At 50.4% G+C, this 19,605-nt stretch carries 17 protein-coding genes; 11 read left to right on the top strand and 6 right to left on the bottom strand.

What is annotated here, in order from left to right:
* Positions 1-6: 6 nt before the first annotated feature.
* Positions 7-561 carry a hypothetical protein gene (locus AC5JMP_RS13455; protein WP_495851987.1) on the bottom strand — a complete coding sequence of 185 codons (555 nt, stop codon included), beginning with the start codon at positions 559-561 and terminating at the stop codon, positions 7-9.
* Positions 558-2,816, bottom strand: a complete 2,259-nt coding sequence (locus AC5JMP_RS13450; protein WP_495851986.1) for a cation:proton antiporter — start codon at positions 2,814-2,816, stop codon at positions 558-560. The genes AC5JMP_RS13455 and AC5JMP_RS13450 overlap by 4 nt, the downstream gene beginning before the upstream one ends.
* A 729-nt stretch (positions 2,817-3,545) precedes the next feature.
* On the opposite strand from AC5JMP_RS13450, the gene glcD reads away from it, so the two are divergent.
* From glcD to AC5JMP_RS13430, 4 genes are all read left to right on the top strand, one after another.
* Positions 3,546-5,021 carry a glycolate oxidase subunit GlcD gene (gene glcD / locus AC5JMP_RS13445; protein ID WP_495851985.1) on the top strand — a complete coding sequence of 492 codons (1,476 nt, stop codon included), beginning with the start codon at positions 3,546-3,548 and terminating at the stop codon, positions 5,019-5,021.
* 170 nt (positions 5,022-5,191) lie between these two features.
* Entirely contained in the window at positions 5,192-6,676 is a 1,485-nt protein-coding gene (locus tag AC5JMP_RS13440) for a TIGR04222 domain-containing membrane protein (protein ID WP_495851984.1), read from the top strand.
* 57 nt (positions 6,677-6,733) lie between these two features.
* Entirely contained in the window at positions 6,734-7,891 is a 1,158-nt protein-coding gene (mltA, locus tag AC5JMP_RS13435; protein WP_495851983.1) for a murein transglycosylase A, read from the top strand.
* Positions 7,892-8,200: 309 nt separating this feature from the next.
* Complete coding sequence (locus AC5JMP_RS13430; protein WP_495851982.1) at positions 8,201-10,105, top strand: cation:proton antiporter; 1,905 nt, start codon at positions 8,201-8,203, stop codon at positions 10,103-10,105.
* Between the two features lie 7 nt (positions 10,106-10,112).
* On the opposite strand, the gene AC5JMP_RS13425 is transcribed toward AC5JMP_RS13430, so the two are convergent.
* Both AC5JMP_RS13425 and AC5JMP_RS13420 read right to left on the bottom strand, forming a co-directional pair.
* Entirely contained in the window at positions 10,113-10,811 is a 699-nt protein-coding gene (locus tag AC5JMP_RS13425; RefSeq protein WP_495851981.1) for a Uma2 family endonuclease, read from the bottom strand.
* 56 nt (positions 10,812-10,867) lie between these two features.
* Complete coding sequence (locus AC5JMP_RS13420) at positions 10,868-11,656, bottom strand: hypothetical protein (protein ID WP_495851980.1); 789 nt, start codon at positions 11,654-11,656, stop codon at positions 10,868-10,870.
* A 194-nt stretch (positions 11,657-11,850) separates the two neighbouring features.
* On the opposite strand from AC5JMP_RS13420, the gene AC5JMP_RS13415 reads away from it, so the two are divergent.
* Genes AC5JMP_RS13415 through AC5JMP_RS13395 form a run of 5 tightly spaced genes read left to right on the top strand, consistent with a single transcriptional unit; the run spans position 11,851 to position 15,834 of the window.
* Entirely contained in the window at positions 11,851-12,432 is a 582-nt protein-coding gene (locus tag AC5JMP_RS13415) for a Uma2 family endonuclease (RefSeq protein WP_495851979.1), read from the top strand.
* Between the two features lie 26 nt (positions 12,433-12,458).
* Entirely contained in the window at positions 12,459-13,112 is a 654-nt protein-coding gene (locus AC5JMP_RS13410; RefSeq protein WP_495851978.1) for a LysE family translocator, read from the top strand.
* Positions 13,113-13,134: 22 nt separating this feature from the next.
* The gene (locus AC5JMP_RS13405; RefSeq protein ID WP_495851977.1) at positions 13,135-14,322 is read left to right on the top strand and encodes a metallophosphoesterase family protein; all 1,188 of its coding nucleotides are present in this window, start codon (positions 13,135-13,137) and stop codon (positions 14,320-14,322) included.
* Between the two features lie 58 nt (positions 14,323-14,380).
* On the top strand, positions 14,381-15,190 hold the full coding sequence (panB, locus tag AC5JMP_RS13400) for a 3-methyl-2-oxobutanoate hydroxymethyltransferase (protein ID WP_495851976.1): 810 nt from the start codon (positions 14,381-14,383) through the stop codon (positions 15,188-15,190).
* A gap of 35 nt (positions 15,191-15,225) precedes the next feature.
* A complete protein-coding gene (locus tag AC5JMP_RS13395) occupies positions 15,226-15,834 on the top strand; it encodes a hypothetical protein (protein WP_495851975.1) in 609 nt (202 codons plus the stop codon).
* 268 nt (positions 15,835-16,102) lie between these two features.
* Here the strand turns inward: AC5JMP_RS13395 and AC5JMP_RS13390 are convergent, their stop codons facing one another.
* Positions 16,103-16,366: a TIGR02450 family Trp-rich protein gene (locus tag AC5JMP_RS13390; RefSeq protein ID WP_495851974.1), complete on the bottom strand. Its 264-nt coding sequence runs from the start codon at positions 16,364-16,366 to the stop codon at positions 16,103-16,105.
* 916 nt (positions 16,367-17,282) lie between these two features.
* On the opposite strand from AC5JMP_RS13390, the gene rpoD reads away from it, so the two are divergent.
* Positions 17,283-18,422, top strand: a complete 1,140-nt coding sequence (gene rpoD, locus AC5JMP_RS13385; RefSeq protein ID WP_495851973.1) for an RNA polymerase sigma factor RpoD — start codon at positions 17,283-17,285, stop codon at positions 18,420-18,422.
* A 272-nt stretch (positions 18,423-18,694) separates the two neighbouring features.
* Positions 18,695-19,477, top strand: coding sequence for a cobyrinic acid a,c-diamide synthase (locus tag AC5JMP_RS13380; protein ID WP_495852164.1), 783 nt, complete (start codon positions 18,695-18,697; stop codon positions 19,475-19,477).
* Here AC5JMP_RS13380 and AC5JMP_RS13375 read toward each other — a convergent pair.
* A complete protein-coding gene (locus tag AC5JMP_RS13375; protein ID WP_495851972.1) occupies positions 19,458-19,583 on the bottom strand; it encodes a hypothetical protein in 126 nt (41 codons plus the stop codon). The genes AC5JMP_RS13380 and AC5JMP_RS13375 overlap by 20 nt on opposite strands.
* Positions 19,584-19,605: the final 22 nt, after the last annotated feature.

The raw sequence follows: 19,605 nt of genomic DNA, 5'->3' as shown, positions 1-19,605 counted from the left end.
CTGTGACTAATGAACTTCCTTCGGCTTCGCAAGCGCCTGACGCTGTGCTGTGAACTGCCAGGTTTGCGCTGTAGACGCTACCTTTCCAGTCTGAACTCCGGTCTGCGACCCATAAGTCATCTCTCCGGTGAACGAAGTAGGAGCGACCTGACCCTGTAGCGCGATCGCCGCACCTGTTCCGATCGCCCCACCTTCAACAGCACAGCTCATTAGCGCATCTGTCTCGCCCGATAAGTTAATCTGTTCCGGCTTCCAAAGTCCCGTCAGCGAAAATTTCTCCTCAGAGGTGGCGTCTGTGCTTTGAGGAGTTTGAACCAGATCGGCTGGCTCCAGCGTCAAAATTCCGTTGACATAAATGCCAGACTGTTGAAGCGTTAATACTAAGCGATCGCCCTCTCGACAGCCCGGTGGCGCTGAGGCGCTGAAATAGCGACCATTGAGGTCAGGAGGCGCTTTGAGATTAGCTTCACCATAGACACTAACCATCTGGAAGAGTGTCAGGACTGAGCCAATAATCGCCACATAGAATAGGATATGCCTGGAATGAGAAATACGGCTCATGTTCTAGCTCCTGACTGATCTTTACGTTCTGATGAGTCTTTACTTTTTGGCGGGTCTTCGCTCAAAGGATCACTGCCTGCCGGGTCGCGGCTCAGCGCTGAAGTCGAATCTGAATTGAGAATAGCTGCTAGGTGAGTTGTAACCTGGCTGTAGCGCCGCAAAATTAGGAGCGGCGACTGACACTTCACCGCTAGCTCGTCAGTATACTGACCCAGCGTCTGGCGCTCAATTCCCCACTCTCGGCTCGCTCCGGCAATGGTTAAATCTACATTTTTAGAAGCTTCGACCACTGTTTGTACCGTGTCGACAGAGGTAACCACGGTGAGGTTAATCCGATCGCAGATATGGGGCGGCAACTGCTGCATCACCGTCCGAAATTCGTAGCTAAACTCGCCTACCGCGCGATCGGGCTGGGTAACTCGCAACACCGTTAGGCAGCAAGTCGGACGATTGACCAAAATCCGAATGGCTAGCTCTAGACCCAGGTCGTTGTGGGTACCCACCATGTAGGGCACCAACAGCGTATCAAAGCCTATTTCTTCGCGAGGAAGATCTATAAATACCGCTACATCAGTTTTTGCCGTACTGAGAATTTGCCCGACCCGTCCTCCCAAACGATTGCTGTTGAAGGCAGGACGATGCCAACCCAACAGGATCAGATCAGCCTGCTCAAGCGCCGCAATTTCAGCCGTTTCTCGCGCTACGTCGTTGGCAATGCGCACAATGGGATGCACGAGCGGACGAATAGCGGGTTCTAAACTCTGAACGAGCTGCTGAAGCTGTGCCTGCCTTGCCGCAATTTGACGCTCTGCCTCGATCGGCATACTCTCAAAAGCGTATTCTTCCTTAAGCTGAATCAGGCTGAGTGGATTGATGATGGCGGTTTGTAGGTTCGCACCTGCGATTGCGATCGCCAGCTGTACCAGACCTCTCTGTGTACTGGGATTAGCCACAGCAACCAAGATGCGATAGGTTGGCGCATTGTTCAGCGGCACAGTTTCTAGGACAGGGGATTTTGCCATGTCCTGTTGAATCAAGCGTTTCGGGAAAGTCCACTCCAGCAAAGGCGAGGTCATAAAGGTGGTTACGAGCGCCATGATCACGAGCATGGTGAACAGCAGCGGCGAGATTACGCCCAGGCTCAGACCAATGTTCAGCACAATGAGTTCGGTCAGCCCCCGTGTATTCATCAGCCATCCCAGAGCCGAAGATTCACGAGAACCCATCCCCGATACTCGCGCAGCCACATAGGTGCCCACATACTTACCCACAATGGCAACCAGCAGCACTGCCAAACAGAGCAGCCAAAGCTCAGGACGGTTGAGCAAGCCAATTTGAGTCCGCAGACCGCTATAGGCAAAAAAGATAGGCAGCAGAAACGTTAGGACAAAATCCTCAGTTTTTTCAGCCAGCTCTCGCGTTAGCCCTTCGTTTTTGGGCATTGCTGCGCCTATTAGAAAAGCGCCAAAGATGAGGTGAATGCCAATGATTTCAGTAATCAGTGCCGAAGCCACGACCCCCATATAGATCAAAGCCAGCGTTAGCTGAGATAGCTTGCCCGTACGTTCATACAGCCTTGCCAGACGCTTAAGAAATGCCCGCCCTAGGGTCAACATAAAGCCAATATAGAGCGCAGACGCAATCAGAGTCGGAATTGCTGCCATCACGCTATTAGTGCGGGTGACAGCGATCGCCAACGCCAACAAACACCAGGCAGTAACGTCATCTACGGCCGCACAGGTCAGCGCCAAAGTGCCAAGTCGAGTGCCCTGCAAATTATTTTCAGTCAGGATTCTTGCCAGAACAGGGAATGCCGTAATAGACATTGCCGCCCCTAAAAATAGAGCAAACGCCGTGAAAGAAACGCTGGCGTTTGACACTAGAGGATACAAAAGCAGTGCCAGAAGAGAGCCTAAAGAGAAGGGCACTACAATACTGACGTGGGAAATCAGCACAGCTTTTTCCATCTGTCCTTGAAGGTACTTAGGGTTAAGCTCTAAGCCAATCAAGAACATGAAGAAAATTAGCCCGACTTGAGACAGGATGTCTAGGAATGGGATGGTTTCAGCTGGAAATAATGTCGTTGCTAACTGGGGAGCAACCAGCCCAAATAAGGAAGGCCCAAGCATAATCCCAGCCACAATTTCACCGATAACCAGCGGTTGCCGAATCCAGCGAAACCCCAATCCCACCAGTCGCGATAGCCCAATTACCAGAAGTACCTGAAATAAGACAAGAACAATAGTATTGGACATAGGTTTGAGAACAGCTCAGCACGGCAAATGCAGGATAGACAAGTAGCTTGAATCTGAATTAGAAGTAGAGTAGATACTTAATATTAGGTAAGGCAGATCAGCAATTGAAAGCATTTTCTGAAGACTCTAGAACCTGATTCATCTCGAGCCAGAATTCTCAACGATATCTATATCCTTTGGCATAGGTTAAAATTAAAGCAAAAATCATAAAACCTTTAAGCTTAGAGCAGTAAATCCAACCCATTGATTAATCACAAAATAAGAGCGCTTTAATGGCAACTTTAAAGCTTATGGGCACTAACAGATTCAAGAATAGATTCCGGAAACGATCGCATTAGATTCAGAGGTGTTACGGCTGTTGCCAGTTTGCTTAGGGCATTTTGGTTGGGTGGGGCGCTAAGCGCCCCACCCAACCAAAATGCGCCCGCCCTAACCGCCTTGGCGGTTGCTACACCTATCCAGCGTTGAAATCGCAGTTTGTGATGCCTTGATACAAAGTAGATTTAGCATACCTCACTTCTGGCAAGCATCTTATAGACAACATCATCCAAATTTGAAATCAATAGCAGCACAGGTAGGATATTTAAAGAGAAACTTCTCTTGTTCAGCGTTTTAGCGTTTTTTCTCAAAAAGCGTTTAGAGCACTAGAACACTGTTGAACCGTAACGCTGCTGCGGGCAACCGTATTTTCCGCCGCTTAATATCAGCCATTATGCCAAATAAATCCTTATGATTACCCTTGACAAAGCTAACGCGCCACCTTTCATAAATTGGCAAGCCGTCATACGAGATTTTGAAGCTGTTTTGGGAGCCAGAGGCGTTGTGCAGCGCAAAGAAGAGCTTCTGGTTTATGAGTGCGACGGGTTGACCAGCTATCGCCAGCGTCCGGCGGTGGTAGTGCTGCCTCGAACGACTGAGCAGGTGGCAGAGATTGTAAAAATTTGCGATCGCCATCACATCTCCTTTATTGCCCGTGGAGCAGGCACCGGGCTTTCGGGAGGAGCCTTGCCCGTCGAAAACTGCGTGCTCATTGTCACAGCGCTGATGAACCAAATCCTAGAAATTGATTTTGAAAATCAGCGGGTAGTCGTGCAGCCAGGAGTGATCAACAACTGGGTGACGCAAGCCGTCAGCGGTGCAGGTTTCTACTATGCGCCCGATCCCTCTAGCCAGGTTGTCTGTTCGATTGGGGGTAACGTTGCCGAGAATTCTGGTGGGGTGCATTGCTTGAAATATGGTGTGACGACAAATCATGTCTTGGGGCTGAAGCTGGTATTGCCGGATGGGGCGATCGCGGACGTAGGCGGTATGTCTGAAATGCCGGGGTATGACCTAACCGGGGTTTTTGTCGGCTCAGAGGGGACGCTAGGCATCGCTACCGAAATCACGCTCCGTATCCTCAAAGCTCCAGAAGCCATCCGTGTTTTGCTGGCAGACTTTACCCATGTCGAAGCCGCAGGGCAAACGGTGTCGGACATCATTAGCGCGGGTATTTTACCGGGCGGCATGGAAATCATGGACAACTTCAGCATCAATGCCGTTGAGGATGTGGTTGCCGCCAACTGCTATCCGCGAGATGCAGCGGCTATTTTGCTCATTGAGCTAGATGGATTGGATGTGGAAGTAGTGGCGAATAGCCAGCGTGTGGAGGCAATTTGTCGGCAAAACGGCGCTCGAAACATTACCTCTGCCACAGACTCCCAAGAACGTCTGACCCTGTGGAAAGGGCGCAAAGCCGCCTTTGCCGCCGTCGGCAAAATTAGTCCAGATTATTATGTGCAGGATGGGGTGATTCCTCGAACCAAGCTGCCCTATGTCCTAGCAGAAATTGAGGCGCTTAGCCAAAAGCACGGCTATCGGGTTGCCAATGTTTTCCATGCCGGGGACGGCAATCTGCATCCGCTGATTCTCTACAACAACGCGATTCCTGGTGAACTGGAAGCTGTAGAGGAGCTAGGCGGCGAAATCCTCAAGCTCTGCGTCAGGGTGGGGGGCAGTATCTCTGGAGAGCATGGCATCGGAGCTGACAAGCGCTGCTATATGCCGGAAATGTTTACTGAGGCTGATATGGAAACGATGATTTGGGTGCGGCAGGTGTTTAATCCTAAAGGTCTGGCGAATCCGGAAAAGATTTTCCCCACCCCGCGCACCTGTGGCGAAGCGGCAAGAGCGCATCAGCAGTTTCCCTCTGTAGAGAAGTTTTAAGAGAAAAGTTTGGTATCGGCTAATCTGGGTATAAATTTTTGAGATCGCGTGCGATCTCAAAAATTTATACCTTTTGAAGACTACCCTCAAAAAACCTGTGCTTGAAGTCAGCAGCACCGTGAGTTTTTGGGAAAAGTAATGTATCCAAACTGCATTGAGTTGAGGTACATATGAATGATCCATTGAACAGAATGGATGCTCAGCAAACAAAGCTATATCAGCGGATTCAGCACTTTTCGTTAGATCAACCGGAGTCTCCCCTATCCTTTAGCAAACGGTTAGCGCGAGAGAACGGCTGGTCGCGGGATTATGCTCAGAGAGTAATTGAGGAATATAAGAGATTTGTCTTTCTGGCGATCGCAGCAGGGCATCCCGTTACGCCATCCGATCAGGTGGATCAGGTCTGGCATTTGCATTTGAGCTACACGCGATCGTATTGGCAGGAGTTTTGTCCAAAAGTTCTGCAAACCCCGCTGCATCACGAGCCAACTCGCGGCGGCAGCTCTGAGCAGACAAAGTTTGATGATTGGTATGGCAGGACATTAGAAAGCTACGAGCGGTTTTGGGGTCAAGCACCCCCAGTTGATATCTGGTCTGCACCCAAGGATCGATTTGGGCGCGACTTGCATTTTGTTCGGGTCAACACGCAAAAAAACTGGCTTGTGCCTAAGCTATCTGTGAGCTGGAAACCTCAAGCTCAGCTGCTCCAGCTACAGCAGGCAGCAGTTTTAGCTCTTGGGTTCACTTTGACATTTGCGATCGCGGGTTGTCAGGCTGCTAACTTGCCTAATCCATTGGACTTTGGAGGCGCAGAGTTTCTAACTTTTTATCTGCTGCTGTCAACGGTCGTCATCATCTTAGCCGCTCGCCTCCGAGCCTTTCTGCGCCTACCGGATGGCGATCCAAAACAGCGACCTGTATCGCTCGATATTTATGAAACAGCTTATCTTGCAGAAGGTAAAAGCCGCGTTGTGGATACGGCGATCGCGAGTCTAATCCAAAAAGAATATGTCACTGTGCAATCGGGACAGAGTAGCCTGACCCTAAATCAACCTGTCAAAGGGCTGTCCCATCCTATGGAACGTGCCGTTGCCAATGCGATCGCGTCAGATGGACGGCTTGTTAAAGTCCGGAGTGCTGCAACTCAGGCAAACCATGCGGTTCAAGATCGATTGTGCCAGCTTGAGCTTTTGGTTAGCAAAGACCAATCCTTTAAAGCCCAAACTTATCCAGCTCTCTTGATTGCTGCTCTCCTCGGATTGGGCATTGCCAAGATTGGGATAGGTCTCTCGCGCGGCAAGCCTGTGGGATTTTTAATCATGATGTGTATGATTGTGGCGATCATTGGGTTAGCATTTTGGCGAAATCCGGTTCGCCGCAGTCGTTACGGCGATCGCGTTTTCCAATCGCTCCAGGGTCATATTCGCTCAACAGTCGTTAATCCTGCCGATCCTCAGCTGCCGCTGGCATTTGCACTTTGGGGAGCATCCGTTTTGCCAAACGAGATGGTTGGCTTAAAGCAGCTATTGATTCCAGTATCCGCTGGTGGCGGTGGTGGAGAGGGTGGTTATGCCGGGGGCGATAGCGGCGGTGGGGGCGATAGCGGCGGTGGAGATAGCGGAGGCGGCTGTGGCGGCTGTGGCGGTGGAGACTAAAATTATTGACGAGTAGCTTGTTTTCTCGAAACTTTGACCCGTCATTTGAAATTCATAATGCGATCGCTCCTTTTCTGCCTGACGCTTTTTGCCGTCCTCACCGTTTCAGCCTCACCGATTCGCTCAGAGCAGGGCTTACCCTTGCAGCCTGTCGCCTCGCCTGGTTTAGCCCAGGGGCTAGACAATCGCCTTTGGGGAACAGGTGGCAATTCTGGCGATCGCTCAGCGCTAATTCAATCGATCGATCGTTCCCTTACCTATCTGGCGAGTCCGGCAGCTAGAACCGCCTATCGGCAATATGCGATTCCAGCTTTTACGGCTGATCGGGTCTATCGGAGCTTAGAGCGGTTTCGAGAGCTGTTGCTGGGGGCACGATCGCCTGAAGAGCTTCAAGCGTCAGTGATACAAGAGTTTGTCTTCTATCAATCCGTGGGCAAGGACGGGCAGGGAACCGTGGGGTTCACGGGCTATTTTGAACCGACCTATGCGGCTAGCCGAGTGCCCACCGCAGAGTATCGCTATCCGCTCTATCGCCTGCCGCCCAACATGAGGGACTGGTCACGCCCTCAGCCTACGCGACTTCAGCTCGAAGGTGCAGATGGGCTGCAAGCATCTCAGGGAAAGCTGCGAGGATTAGAGCTGGTCTGGCTACGCGATCGCCTAGAGGCCTATCTGGTGCAGGTGCAAGGCTCGGCTCGGCTCCAGCTCAAAGAGGGCGGCACAATGTCGGTGGGCGTGGCAGGGCACACGGACTATCCCTACGTCAGCATAGGACGAGCCTTGGTGGATGCGGGCAAATTTAAGCTGGAGGAGCTAACCCTACCGCGTTTGATCCAATACTTTCGGGACAATCCAGCCGATCTTGATTTGTATTTGCCGCGAAACAATCGGTTTATCTTCTTTGAAGAAACGGGCGGCGCACCTGCAACAGGCAGTTTGGGTTTAGCCGTGACGGCAGAACGATCGATCGCCACCGACAAATCTCTAATGCCGCCCGGAGCATTGGCGTTCATCCAGACGCAGCTGCCTACCAATAGTCAAGGACAGCTTGTACTAGAGCCTGCGTCTCGCTATGTGTTGGATCAGGATACAGGGGGTGCTATTCGAGGAGCCGGACGGGTGGATGTGTTTATGGGTACGGGTTCCCAGGCGGGCGATCGGGCGGGGCTAATCAACAGCAACGGGCAGCTTTATTATTTACTGCTCAGAGAGTAGTCTCCATAGCTGTCGCCAGTTTGCTTAGGACATTCTTGGTGGGGGGCTTCGCCCCCCACCAAGAATGTCCCTGTCCTAACCGCCCTAGCGGTTGCCATATCAGAATCAGGCGTTTCTGATTTTATGTATGAATTTTTTGGGAAAGGTTACGGAGCGTCCCTTTCCCAAAAAATTCATGCCCAGATTGAGTAATGCCCAGAATCCTATGGGTATAAATGAAGTGGAGGTTTAAGGTCAAGACTTTTCGTAAAAGCTTCAAGCAAATCTTTTTGTCTGCTTCTAACGTTCCTGATTTTGTAACTCTGATTTATGGATGCGGCTCCTGAGATTACCCTGCAAATCGTCATTACCGTAATTGCGGGCATCAGTGCTCAAGTCCTGGCAGACTATTTGAAAGTCCCCAGCATCGTTTTTTTGCTGTTGTTTGGCATGGTTCTGGGTACAGATGGCATTGGCGTATTGCATCCTAACTTGCTGGGCACCGGGCTAGAAGTGATTGTTTCGCTGTCCGTAGCGCTAATTCTGTTTGAAGGCGGGCTTAATCTAGAGCTACGTGATTTGGGTAGAGTATCAGGCAGTTTGCGCAATCTGGTGACGTTTGGATCGCTGATTACGCTGATGGGTGGCGGCATGGCGGCTCACTGGTTGAGCGAATTTCCTTGGGCGATCGCCTTTCTCTATGCGGCGCTGGTCGTAGTCACTGGCCCGACAGTGATTAGCCCGCTGCTCAAACAGGTGAAGGTCGATCGCTCCATTGCAACGCTGCTAGAGGGCGAAGGCGTTTTGATTGATCCGGTGGGCGCAATTCTGGCGGTTGTGGTGCTGGATATTATTCTCAACGGCGATGCTGATCCGCTGTCGGTGATTAGCGGTCTGCTGCTGCGGTTGGGTATTGGCGGAAGCATCGGGGCGATCGGCGGCTGGGGGCTGGGGCTGGTGCTTAAACATGCAAAGACACTCTCTGATGATTTAAAGAATTTAGTGGTGCTGGCAGGGGTTTGGGGGCTGTTTAGCACGGCTCAGCTGATTCAGAGCGAGTCGGGATTAATGACGATGGTGGTTGCCGGACTGGTCTTGAGTTCCTATTCCCTACCTGAAGAGCGGCTATTGCGGCGATTCAAAAGTCAGCTCACGGTGCTTGCTGTGTCGGTGCTGTTTGTGCTGCTGGCAGCTGAGCTATCGATCGCCAGTATTTTTGCCCTTGGAGAAGGGGCACTGTTCACCGTTGCTGCTCTGATGTTTGTGGTGCGCCCCGTCAACATCTGGTGCTGCACCTGGAATAGCGGACTCAACTGGCGACAAAAGCTGTTTCTATGCTGGGTGGCTCCGCGAGGCATTGTCTCGGCTTCGGTGGCTTCTCTATTTGCGATCGTGCTGACCGAACGCGGCATCAACGGCGGCGCTTCGATTAAAGCGCTAGTGTTTCTAACGATTCTCTCGACTGTGTTTTTGCAGGGTCTAACGGCGGGTTGGGTGGCGCGGCTGCTGGGAGTGACTTCAACTCAGGCAACTGGAGCTGTGATTGTGGGCTGCAATCCGCTAAGTTTGCTGGTCGGAAGGATGTTCCGCGATCGCAACGAGTCTGTTGTGCTGATCGACACCGATCCTGAAGCTTGTCAACAAGCTGAACAAGAGGGCTTCAAGGTTTTCTCAAGCAGCGCTTTAGATGCCAATGTCTTAGAGGAGGCAGGTCTGGCAACAGCCGGGACGTTCCTAGCCATGACGAATAATGGTGAGGTAAATCTGGTGCTGGCTCAGCGTGCCGCTGAAGAATTTCAGCCGCCTAGAGTGCTGGCGGTTTTTCCAAGTGGCGATTTGCAAGCTAACGGCAGCGTCATTAAAGTGCAGCAAGCCTTTGCTGCCCAAATTTCCCTCAAGACCTGGAATAGCTACTTGACCGATAAAGCCGTAAAGCTAGGCGAAACAACGCTGCGGGAAGACAGCTTCCAGTTCCAGCAGGCTCATCTCAGGGCGCTAATCCGGGCTGAAGAGCTGATTCCCATCTTGATGGAACGAGACGATCGCCTTATGGTGATTCCCAGTGCCGAAGAGTGGCAGATGGGCGATCGGATCATTTATCTGCTGCATGATCCACGACCGAAGCTACTCCGCCAGCTTTCTGGCAGCAATAGTCAGCCGCTCCTAATCGCCGAAAAACTGCCGCGTGTCGAGGAAATCCCGATGGCGGCATTATCTCTAGATCTGGGGGATTAGATTGAGTCTAGATCTCCTCTCCGAGCTGTCGCAGTCGTTCGGCTAGCTGGTCTGCTCTTTGCTGCTGCGCATCTGCTCTTTGTCGTTCTGCCTCTGCTTCGCTCAGCCAGCGATCGCCTTTCGAGTCATACCAGCTCAATACCTCTCGCTCCAAGGGATCGGCTGGCAATCGACAGCGCCCAACTCCTAACCCTATTTCCGGCATCCAAAACGGTTCGCCAACCTGTAACTCATAAACATCGTTGACCAATCGATAAACCTCAAACGGTAGATGCCCATCGCGCCGCCAAAATTGCGGATTGTAGACTATATAGTACAATACGCCCAATCTGGCATAAATCTCTAGTTTCTCGTCGTACTCACCGCCTGGGGTTTGAGACACGACTTCCAACGCCAAGATAGGCGGAATACCATTTTCTTCCCACGTAATGTAGCTCTTGCGCGCTTTACTGCCCTTACGCCGCTCCACGCCTAAGCTCAGAAAACCATCAGGCACCACGGGCACTTTGGGATGCGCTCCGGTCGTGTGATAAACCCCCATGTCTACCGCAAAAAACCAGTCATTCCGGTGTTTCCAAACGTGTTCCAAGAGAAACAGCAACACGTTGGGGATAAAATTCTGCTCCTCGTTATCCACAGGAAAATCGTCCGAATCAACTAATTCGTCACTGCTCGGCAATCTAGATTTCAGGTCAGATGGCAGCATTGTCCGCCCTCCCGATAAGCAACTTTACTCTAAAAGGTTTTTGGGCACCCCAAGATTCAGATTCCAGGACTGACCCTTTCCAGCATCAGTATGCCCGAACCGACTACAGGGCTACGAGCCAAAAGCACTCCTTCTGGATCAGTGAGTTCGAGCTGATCAAACTTCAGTTTGTACGATCGCTTCAAGACCTCATTGGCAAGTTTATCCTGCTGTCCTGGCTCCAGAGCATACCAAGCATCGCCGACTGTCACTTTCAGGCGACTATGGCGATCGACCTGCACAGATTCCACCAGACCTTCAGCATAGGATGCTGTGATTTCGGCGAGCTGATCCTGGATTTTGGTCAGCTTATTTAGGCTGACGGCATTGGGAAGCCTCACAGGCGCTGGCTCATTAGGCAGATTCGGCACGTTAGAGCTAGGAGCTTTGACCAAGGAAGGAGGCTTTCCGGGCAGCAGCGCCAGTGTGACCGACAGGAAAGACAAGAGAAAGAGGAGAGCGATCGCCGTTAAAATCTGCTCAGGCAGCTTAGTTTTCCAGGGTTCTGGAAGGCGCGATCGGATTTTGGGCAAAGTGGCGACCCACCAAACCTGAATACTTCTCAGCCCTTTTAATCCAAGCTGGGCAAGCTGACGCAGAAGATTAAACGCCAACGGCAGCGCAGCAAGCACAATGCCTAAGATCTGCCCCAGCATCCGAAAAAGTGCCGCAACTTTATTGCTGGACTTGACTTGACTGCCAGATTGGGCTTTATTGCCAGACTGGATAGTGCCATGAACAGGTTCGGCAGGTTCTACGGGCTGCAAAGGTAGTTCTGTTGAGCGATCGTCAGGTGGTTGCGACATAGCGGGTTCCCTTAAAGTAAGGCAATGCTGACTCTATTTCTTGTCCACCTCGATTTTGCCTTAGATGTCGGAGAATAAGGTTAAGAAATATAGCTTCAAACGAATAGATCTCTAAAACATAGACTTCCAAATGGCAGTCCATAGGTCAGAATCGCAGAATTGGGACATGAAGTTTCAGGAGTCGGAATTCCACTATGACACAGGCACTTGAACAGCAAACCTACACTTGCGAAGAGTATCTAGAGTTTGAAGTTGTCTCAGAGGAACGCCATGAATATGTCGGTGGAGCAATTAGGCTCATGGCAGGGGGTACACCTGCCCATAACGAACTAGCAATTAACCTTATAACCCTTCTAAAATCTGCTTTGCGAGGGAAAGCTTATCGATTTTTTGGTGCCGATCAACGGCTTTGGATTCCGCATCGCAATCTCTATACCTACCCTAATGTCATGGTTGTCAAAAAGCCGCTGCAACTCCAGCCTAGACGAACCGATACCATCATGAATCCTTGCTTCATAGCTGAAGTGTTATCTCAATCGACACAAGATTATGACCATGGCGAAAAGTTTTCTGCTTACCGGGCGATCGAAAACTTCTGTGAATATCTCCTTATCGATCAGTATCGCATTCATGTAGAACACCATGTAAAGACGGCTGCCAATCAATGGCTGTTCTCAGAATACGATGATCTCAATATCACGTTGTCCCTCAACACATTTGAAGTTCAAATCCAAATTACTGATCTCTATGAGAATATTGATTTTGCAAGTCTTTGATATTCTTTGATATTTAAACAATCAATATGCTTGGGACTCATAATTTATCGGCGTTTCTCTTTTCCAGTTTTCTACTCTGGATCACGCCAGGATCAGATACTTTGTATATTCTCACCCAAAGTATTGCACGAGGTCGCCAAGCAGGCTGGATATCAGTATTAGGGGTTAGTACGGGAATACTGATTCACACATTATTTGCAGCATTTGGATTATCTGCTATCCTGGCAACCTCAGCCTGGGCGTTTTTGACCGTTAAGTTTGTTGGAGCAGCATACCTGATCTACCTCGGTGTTCAAGCTCTGCTGAAAAAATCTCGACCCTCAGTAACTCCTGAATTTCACACCGTTTCAGAACTCCATTCAGTAAGTTGCTGGAAAATTTATCGTCAGGGCGTTTTGACCAATGTTCTGAATCCTAAAGTAGCCATTTTCTTTCTTGCCTTTCTGCCTCAGTTTGTGGTGCCAACAGCTCAACTTGGCGCATTACCCTTTCTCTTTCTGGGCACTGTTTTTGTTGTAGGCGGTACGTTATGGTGCTTGCTCGTTGCACTGTTTGCTGCAACTGCCTCCAGAAGGCTACGAAGGGAAACAAGAGTGATGAAAGAACTGGAACGAATTGCAGGATGCGTGTATATTGCGTTAGGTTTCAACCTTTTGCGAAGTCAATCTCAATCTACCTAGCTTTGAAAGAGCCGATCGCCCTATGCCGCTAAATCGCCGTCAGTTTTTGTTGTTGGGTGGAGCCTTTGGCGGGGTGGGCTTATCTGTCGTGGCTCAGAGATGGGCAGCAGGTCAAAGCGCACTGACTGAGGCTCGTAGCTCCATTGATCTCAATGAATACAGCAGTCCAGCCAGCCAGAACCCTGTGGCTGCTCCTAGCCCAAGTGCGGTGCCTGAGATCACCGATCCCCTTAATCCCCCTAGAGGGGACGTGCGGATTGTCGTCATTAGCGACCTCAATAGTCAATATGGCTCTACGGATTATGAAGTAGAGGTAGATAACGCGATCGCCCGAATCCCCTCTTGGCAGCCCGATCTGGTGCTGTGTGGCGGCGACATGGTTGCCGGACAGCAGCCTTCGCTGACGCGCTCGGAGATTGAAGCGATGTGGGCAGCGTTTGATCAGCATGTCAGCGCACCTCTGCGCACCGCCAAAATTCCCTACGGCTTTACCTTGGGTAATCATGATGCTTCTTCGGCTCAGGCAATCAATGGCGGCTTGCTGTTTGGCGCGGAGCGCGATTTGGCAAACGACTACTGGAATCAGCCTCAGCATGATCCGGGGCTAAACTTTGTCGATCGCGCCAAGTTTCCTTTCTACTACACCTTCCAGCAAAAGGATATTTTCTTTTTGATCTGGGATGCCTCTAGCGCTCAGATTCCGGCTGATCAATTGGCTTGGGCAGAGCAAAGTTTATCGAGTCCCGCAGCAAAGGCAGCAAAACTACGGATTGTAGTAGGACATCTGCCGCTCTATGGCATCACGGTCGGGCGAGCTGATCCGGGTGAGTATCTGGAAAACGCGGAAGGACTGCGATCGCTCCTAGAGCGCCACCAGGTTCATACCTACGTTAGCGGACATGATCACGCCTATTATCCGGGGCACAAGGGTCAGCTTGAGCTGTTGCATTGCGGCATCTTGGGTTCTGGTGTGCGACCTTTGCTCAATGGCGACCTGCCCCCTCGCAAAACTTTGACGATCGTTGATATCGATTCAGCATCCGCACACACACGCTACACCACCTTTGATGCCTCCACGATGGAGCGAGTCAACCAGCAGGAATTACCCAAGCTCATTGCCTCACCTGGCGGCAAGGTGCTACGCCGCGATCTGGCTTGGGAAGATCTGACTCCGGCAGAGCAAGCTGTGGACTATGTGCCGAGAGGCTAGGGGGCTACGGTTTGGTAAAATTTAAGCTTCGCCCCCAACTCCTCAGGGAGCCTTTTCTATGGCAGTCAACACGCAACAGCTCACTCGCTACAAGAAAGAAGGACGGCTCATTACCGTTTTGACTGCCTGGGATTACTTGATTGCCCAGGCGATCGATCAAGCCGGGGTGGATGTGATCATGGTGGGCGATTCTCTAGCCATGGTTGCCCTGGGCTACGACACGACCATTCCTCTAACGCTGGAGGAGATGATTCACCATGCCAAAGCCGTGCGACGAGGCGTAAAAGCGGCGCTTCTCGTGGTCGATCTGCCGTTCATGACTTATCAAGAAAGCCCAGAACAGGCAATGCGATCGGCAGGTCGCATCCTCAAAGAAACGGGAGCACAGGCCGTTAAGCTAGAGGGCGGCTATCCCTTAATGGTGCAAACCGTGGCGCGGCTGGTGCAAGTTGGAATTCCGGTGATGGGGCATGTAGGTTTAACGCCGCAGTCTGTGCATCAGTTTGGCGGTTTTCGTCAGCAGGGCAAGTCGTCAGAAGCTGGAGAGCGAATCTTGCAGGAGGCGATCGCTCTAGAGCAAGCTGGAGCTTTTGCGATCGTGCTAGAACATATCCCAGATGATCTGGCGCTACGCATCTCCCAAAAACTCATCATCCCGACAATTGGCATTGGAGCAGGTGCCCATTGTGATGGTCAGGTGTTGGTGACGGCAGATTTGCTGGGCTTATCGGATTGGAGTCCGCCTTTTGCCAGGGCTTATGCCAACTTGCGGGAAACGATCGCTCAGGCAGCTCAGGCTTTCTGTACCGAAGTGCGCGAACATCAGTTTCCTGGATCAGATACCCGAAAACCAGATACCCAAAAATAGGTCTAAAAATGCCGCGAATTGGGAAAATTAGAGTCTTGGGAAGGATCGTTGGATTGATCGGCACAGGGTTAATCGGCAGCCTGTGGCTATGCAGTGTGGCTCAGGCGGCTTCAAACCCTATCCGACGAGCGATCGCCTGTCCTGATCGACTAGAAGATTTGATGCCACTGCTGCTGCGCGATTTGCCTAGCTACGCCAATCGAGTCAATCAGAGGGCTTATCTCACGCCCCCCGCTGCCCGTAGAGAAAATGACCCGGATACACCAGGATATGTCTTATTGGCTGGGCAACCCGACTATCAGGCATTGCCGCTCAACTCTAATCGCTTATTGAACGAATCCTCATCCGGCGAACCTTCACTCAGCGAGCCACCGCAGATTTTTTTCACAACTCTAGAACGCCAATATGCTTCAGGTGAAGCAGTTAAGCTTCAGCATTATCACTGGCTGTTTCTCACTCAAACGCAGAGCTATAGCTGGCAGCTTGTGCTGATGTTTTCGGCGATCGGGGATTATCCTACTCAGCAGCAACCCACCCAGCACCTTACCTCTGCACCACAAGATGCGAGTCAGGGCGTAATCGCTCAGGCGATTCGACTCTGGCTGACCGATTGCCGTGCGGGTGCAGTAGAGGGCGACCTGTAGCTTAAAGTCTACTAAAACTATACTGCCCAGTAGTTCTCCTTATTTTTATATCGGAATTTTTATATCGGAGAGTTCGCGCTCAACAAAGCCCGAAAAAAGCCCGTTGTAGGCAGGCTTTTTTCGAGCTTTGTTGCAAAATGAGCATTACTGCATACTGTCTAATACCAATTTGAATTGGAACCACGACAGATCCCGGTAGGGGCTTGGCAGTGCCAAGCCCCTTCTGAGGTTCGATGTGCCCACAAATTCGTTTAAATCGGTATAAGAATCACTTGACATCAGCTTCTGTCAAATCTGCTTCCGTCATCTCTTGCAGCGATTGCCAACCGGACTGCCACAGCCGTCGATCCTTAAACTGCTGGGCATTAAGCCAAAATCGAACGGTTGGATCACAAGCTGCGACCATTTCGGCAAATACCCACTGACCCTGATTTTTACGGTTCATCACCTGAAAATGTCGCCATCCCCAGGTGGTTTGTTGTGCCGTCCACTTAGAACCCACTAAGTAGGGAAACTTCTGCTTTTTAGACATTTTTGATGGGATTTCACCTTGCTTTTTCGATTGCGAGTTTTTGAAGGTCTTACCGTAAATTTTGTATTGAGAGAATACATGAATTAACTGAAGAGCCTAATAAACACTCAACATGAAGCTAATGTTACTTCTGCTAATAAGTATTACTAATTATTAAGGCATTTAGCATCAAGGTATTTGGCATTTAGCTCATCTAAAGCCCGACCTGCATAACGTCCAGCTTTAATTAGCGAAAAGTTTTGAGCCGGAGCTAGCACAAAAACTCATAGTTTTCATCTCTAGGCAATTTGTATGTAATTGTGCTGAACTTATTAAAATAGCGAGTGTAGGCTACATGCCTTCGTTATATCTGCCGCATAGTTTAGCGCTGTCCCATGGTGAGGTCTCGTAGTTGGGATCTCGTAGTGCGACAGAAGCAGGACGGTTTAACATCTAACTCGGTAAATCTGACTGGGTACCTAAGTCGCAAATTTTTTGTTAAGTCACTCTTGAATGCTAGATTTTAATCCTGAATTGAACATTATTGCGATCGCTTCACGCCAACTTCAAGCATTTCCGTCACATGGCTGTGACAAAACGTGCGAAAAAGACGTGCAAGTTTTGTGAGAAAAGTTACAATCGGAGAGATATTAGCATCATCCGTTACAGGCAAAGAATTCCGAATGGGTTGCTTCTGCCCAGCGCTCTCGTGTGGCTGTGGTGAGGTGAGATGTGCCGAAGGATAGCTATGAACAATAATCTACTGAACCTGTTTTCTGTGGATTCTGCATTTTCTGTAGATTCTACTGGCAGATGTTTCGCTTTTTGCAAAATAGCTTAGCCAGAAAGAAATCTGTTAGAAAGAGGGAATTTCGTCAATTTCCTTGTATTGATTGACCTGAGATTATCTGACACCAAGGAGCATGAGGAGCGCGGCATGACCCAACAAAATGGCGTACTCGAACTGGAACTAGATCAACCTGAGGCGGAAGATCTTGATGCCTTAATAGGAGATGACGGAGACGATCGAGACGACTCAGATGCCCAACCTGGAGAGGAAGACACTAAGGCGGCGAAGGGAGCTTCCCGTCGTCGGGCGCCCGCAAAGAAGAAGCACTATACCGAAGACTCAATTCGGCTATACCTCCAAGAAATTGGCAGGATTCGTCTGCTTCGGGCTGATGAAGAGATTGAGTTAGCGCGAAAGATTGCAGACCTTCTGGAACTAGAGCGGATTCGCGATCGCCTGTCTGAGCGTCTCGATCGTCCGGTACAGGACTTCGAGCGCAACATGGAACTGTGGGCAAATGAGGTCAACCAAACTTTGCCGAAGTTCCGTCGTCGCCTCTATGAAGGGCGCAGGGCGAAAGAGAAAATGGTGCAGTCTAACCTGCGATTGGTGGTGTCGATCGCCAAGAAGTACATGAATCGAGGCTTGTCCTTCCAAGATTTGATTCAGGAAGGTAGCTTGGGTCTAATTCGGGCAGCTGAAAAGTTTGATCACGAAAAGGGCTACAAGTTCTCGACCTATGCCACCTGGTGGATTCGTCAGGCAATTACGCGGGCGATCGCCGATCAGTCTCGCACCATTCGTCTCCCTGTTCATCTGTACGAAACCATTTCTCGGATCAAAAAAACTACTAAGCTGCTCTCTCAAGAAATGGGGCGTAAGCCAACGGAAGAAGAGATTGCAACTCGGATGGAAATGACGATCGAGAAGCTGCGGTTCATTGCCAAGTCGGCTCAGTTGCCTATCTCTTTGGAAACTCCGATCGGTAAAGAAGAAGATTCTCGCTTGGGCGATTTCATCGAATCGGATGGCGAAACGCCTGAAGACCAGGTGTCGAAAAACCTGCTCCGCGAAGATCTGGAGAGCGTATTGGGTACCCTTAGCCCCCGCGAACGCGACGTTCTGCGTCTGCGCTACGGTCTGGACGATGGACGCATGAAGACGCTTGAGGAGATCGGTCAAATCTTCAACGTCACTCGTGAGCGAATTCGCCAAATAGAGGCGAAGGCCTTGCGCAAACTGCGTCATCCCAATCGCAACAGCGTTCTTAAGGAATACATCCGCTAGGGTGACTTCATTCTTCAATGAGTGAATTACGGAAAAAATTCCCTTCATTGATTAAGTTTTTGAAATTTACAGACCTACCAGAGCAACTGGTAGGTTTTTTACGTCTGTAGTATGGCTGTCGCCAGTCGCTGTGCTCAGTCATGTTGAGAATTCTAGTCTCTCTGCCGAAACAATGCAGCGCGCGGCAGCCTACTTACAGACGATTGCAGATTCCTGAGATTGGGCAGACTAGAGCTGACGACTTGCAATTCCTGGAAGCTGGGTTTAGCGCTATGAATCGGGCGATCGCACAGGTGAATGGAGACGTTGATAGTATCCTGGCAAAGTTGCCAGCAGAAGCGCGTGTTTGGGTAGAAAGTCTGTCCTGGCATCAGCGGCGCTATATGCTGTCTTTGTGTCATCTCATGTGTGCCTCTACACCCGAAATTCAGGCAGAATTTCTAGATGACTATACGGCTGACGGCTTGGTTTCGCGCAAGTTGGAAGATCAGGAAACAAAACAGCGCGTTGGGCAATACCTCAGTGATTTCCATATCCAAACTGAGTTATCAGAAGCAGTTTTGCGGAGCTACATCAAGCAGTTCTATATTCACTCTGCTCAAGACACCCGGAGACAGCCCGATCAATACCTTCAATCAGCGCTGAGACTGGTTTTTAGCTCCGAGGAACGCAACAATGTGTTCAATTACATCTTGGGGTTTGAGCTGCTAAAGATGATGTTTTGTATGAGCTGGCTCCAGCATGAGCGGCTTTATCGGCTGCAACGAAGCCAGGATGAATTTATCAACGTTTACATTAGACCGATTCAACATGCCCATCGCATCAACGGCATTGTTGTCCCTAAAGATGAAGGCGTGTTTTTTGCCAAACGGAACTACTTTGTTCAGCAGCCTGAAATATCGCCCAAGAAACTCATAGAGCTGGTGATTGCCACTTTCACGACAGAAATGACCTCTAGCTTTGGGTTTAGCGTGATTCGGCATGGCAATGCGCTTTGTTTTGACTATAGCTACATTTTTCAGCCAGAGTCAGACATTATTTTTGTACCTGAGTAGGGGATTGATCGAGTGGCAGTGGGGCGATCGCCCATCCTGTAGCCACGATAATCGCGACGAGAATGCTGAGTCCAGCGCTGAGAGTATAGAGTGTGGCGGGTCGCATAGAGAACCCTCTGAATCTTGTA

This window comes from Drouetiella sp. (assembly GCF_059504425.1).
The sequence above is the reverse complement of the archived record's forward strand: the minus strand, read 5'-3'. Positions and strand labels throughout refer to the sequence as shown.

What these genes read in the sequence shown, in the direction of transcription:
- rpoD (WP_495851973.1), top strand. Translation starts at nt 17,283, where the DNA reads ATGACCCAACAAAATGGCGTACTCGAACTGGAACTAGATCAACCTGAG.
- panB (WP_495851976.1), top strand. Translation starts at nt 14,381, where the DNA reads ATGGCAGTCAACACGCAACAGCTCACTCGCTACAAGAAAGAAGGACGG.
- AC5JMP_RS13430 (WP_495851982.1), top strand. Translation starts at nt 8,201, where the DNA reads ATGGATGCGGCTCCTGAGATTACCCTGCAAATCGTCATTACCGTAATT.
- AC5JMP_RS13450 (WP_495851986.1), bottom strand. Translation starts at nt 2,816, where the DNA reads ATGTCCAATACTATTGTTCTTGTCTTATTTCAGGTACTTCTGGTAATT.
- AC5JMP_RS13415 (WP_495851979.1), top strand. Translation starts at nt 11,851, where the DNA reads ATGACACAGGCACTTGAACAGCAAACCTACACTTGCGAAGAGTATCTA.
- AC5JMP_RS13440 (WP_495851984.1), top strand. Translation starts at nt 5,192, where the DNA reads ATGAATGATCCATTGAACAGAATGGATGCTCAGCAAACAAAGCTATAT.
- AC5JMP_RS13455 (WP_495851987.1), bottom strand. Translation starts at nt 561, where the DNA reads ATGAGCCGTATTTCTCATTCCAGGCATATCCTATTCTATGTGGCGATT.
- AC5JMP_RS13390 (WP_495851974.1), bottom strand. Translation starts at nt 16,366, where the DNA reads ATGTCTAAAAAGCAGAAGTTTCCCTACTTAGTGGGTTCTAAGTGGACG.
- AC5JMP_RS13410 (WP_495851978.1), top strand. Translation starts at nt 12,459, where the DNA reads ATGCTTGGGACTCATAATTTATCGGCGTTTCTCTTTTCCAGTTTTCTA.
- glcD (WP_495851985.1), top strand. Translation starts at nt 3,546, where the DNA reads ATGATTACCCTTGACAAAGCTAACGCGCCACCTTTCATAAATTGGCAA.
- AC5JMP_RS13420 (WP_495851980.1), bottom strand. Translation starts at nt 11,656, where the DNA reads ATGTCGCAACCACCTGACGATCGCTCAACAGAACTACCTTTGCAGCCC.
- AC5JMP_RS13375 (WP_495851972.1), bottom strand. Translation starts at nt 19,583, where the DNA reads ATGCGACCCGCCACACTCTATACTCTCAGCGCTGGACTCAGCATTCTC.
- AC5JMP_RS13425 (WP_495851981.1), bottom strand. Translation starts at nt 10,811, where the DNA reads ATGCTGCCATCTGACCTGAAATCTAGATTGCCGAGCAGTGACGAATTA.
- AC5JMP_RS13405 (WP_495851977.1), top strand. Translation starts at nt 13,135, where the DNA reads ATGCCGCTAAATCGCCGTCAGTTTTTGTTGTTGGGTGGAGCCTTTGGC.
- AC5JMP_RS13380 (WP_495852164.1), top strand. Translation starts at nt 18,695, where the DNA reads ATGAATCGGGCGATCGCACAGGTGAATGGAGACGTTGATAGTATCCTG.
- mltA (WP_495851983.1), top strand. Translation starts at nt 6,734, where the DNA reads ATGCGATCGCTCCTTTTCTGCCTGACGCTTTTTGCCGTCCTCACCGTT.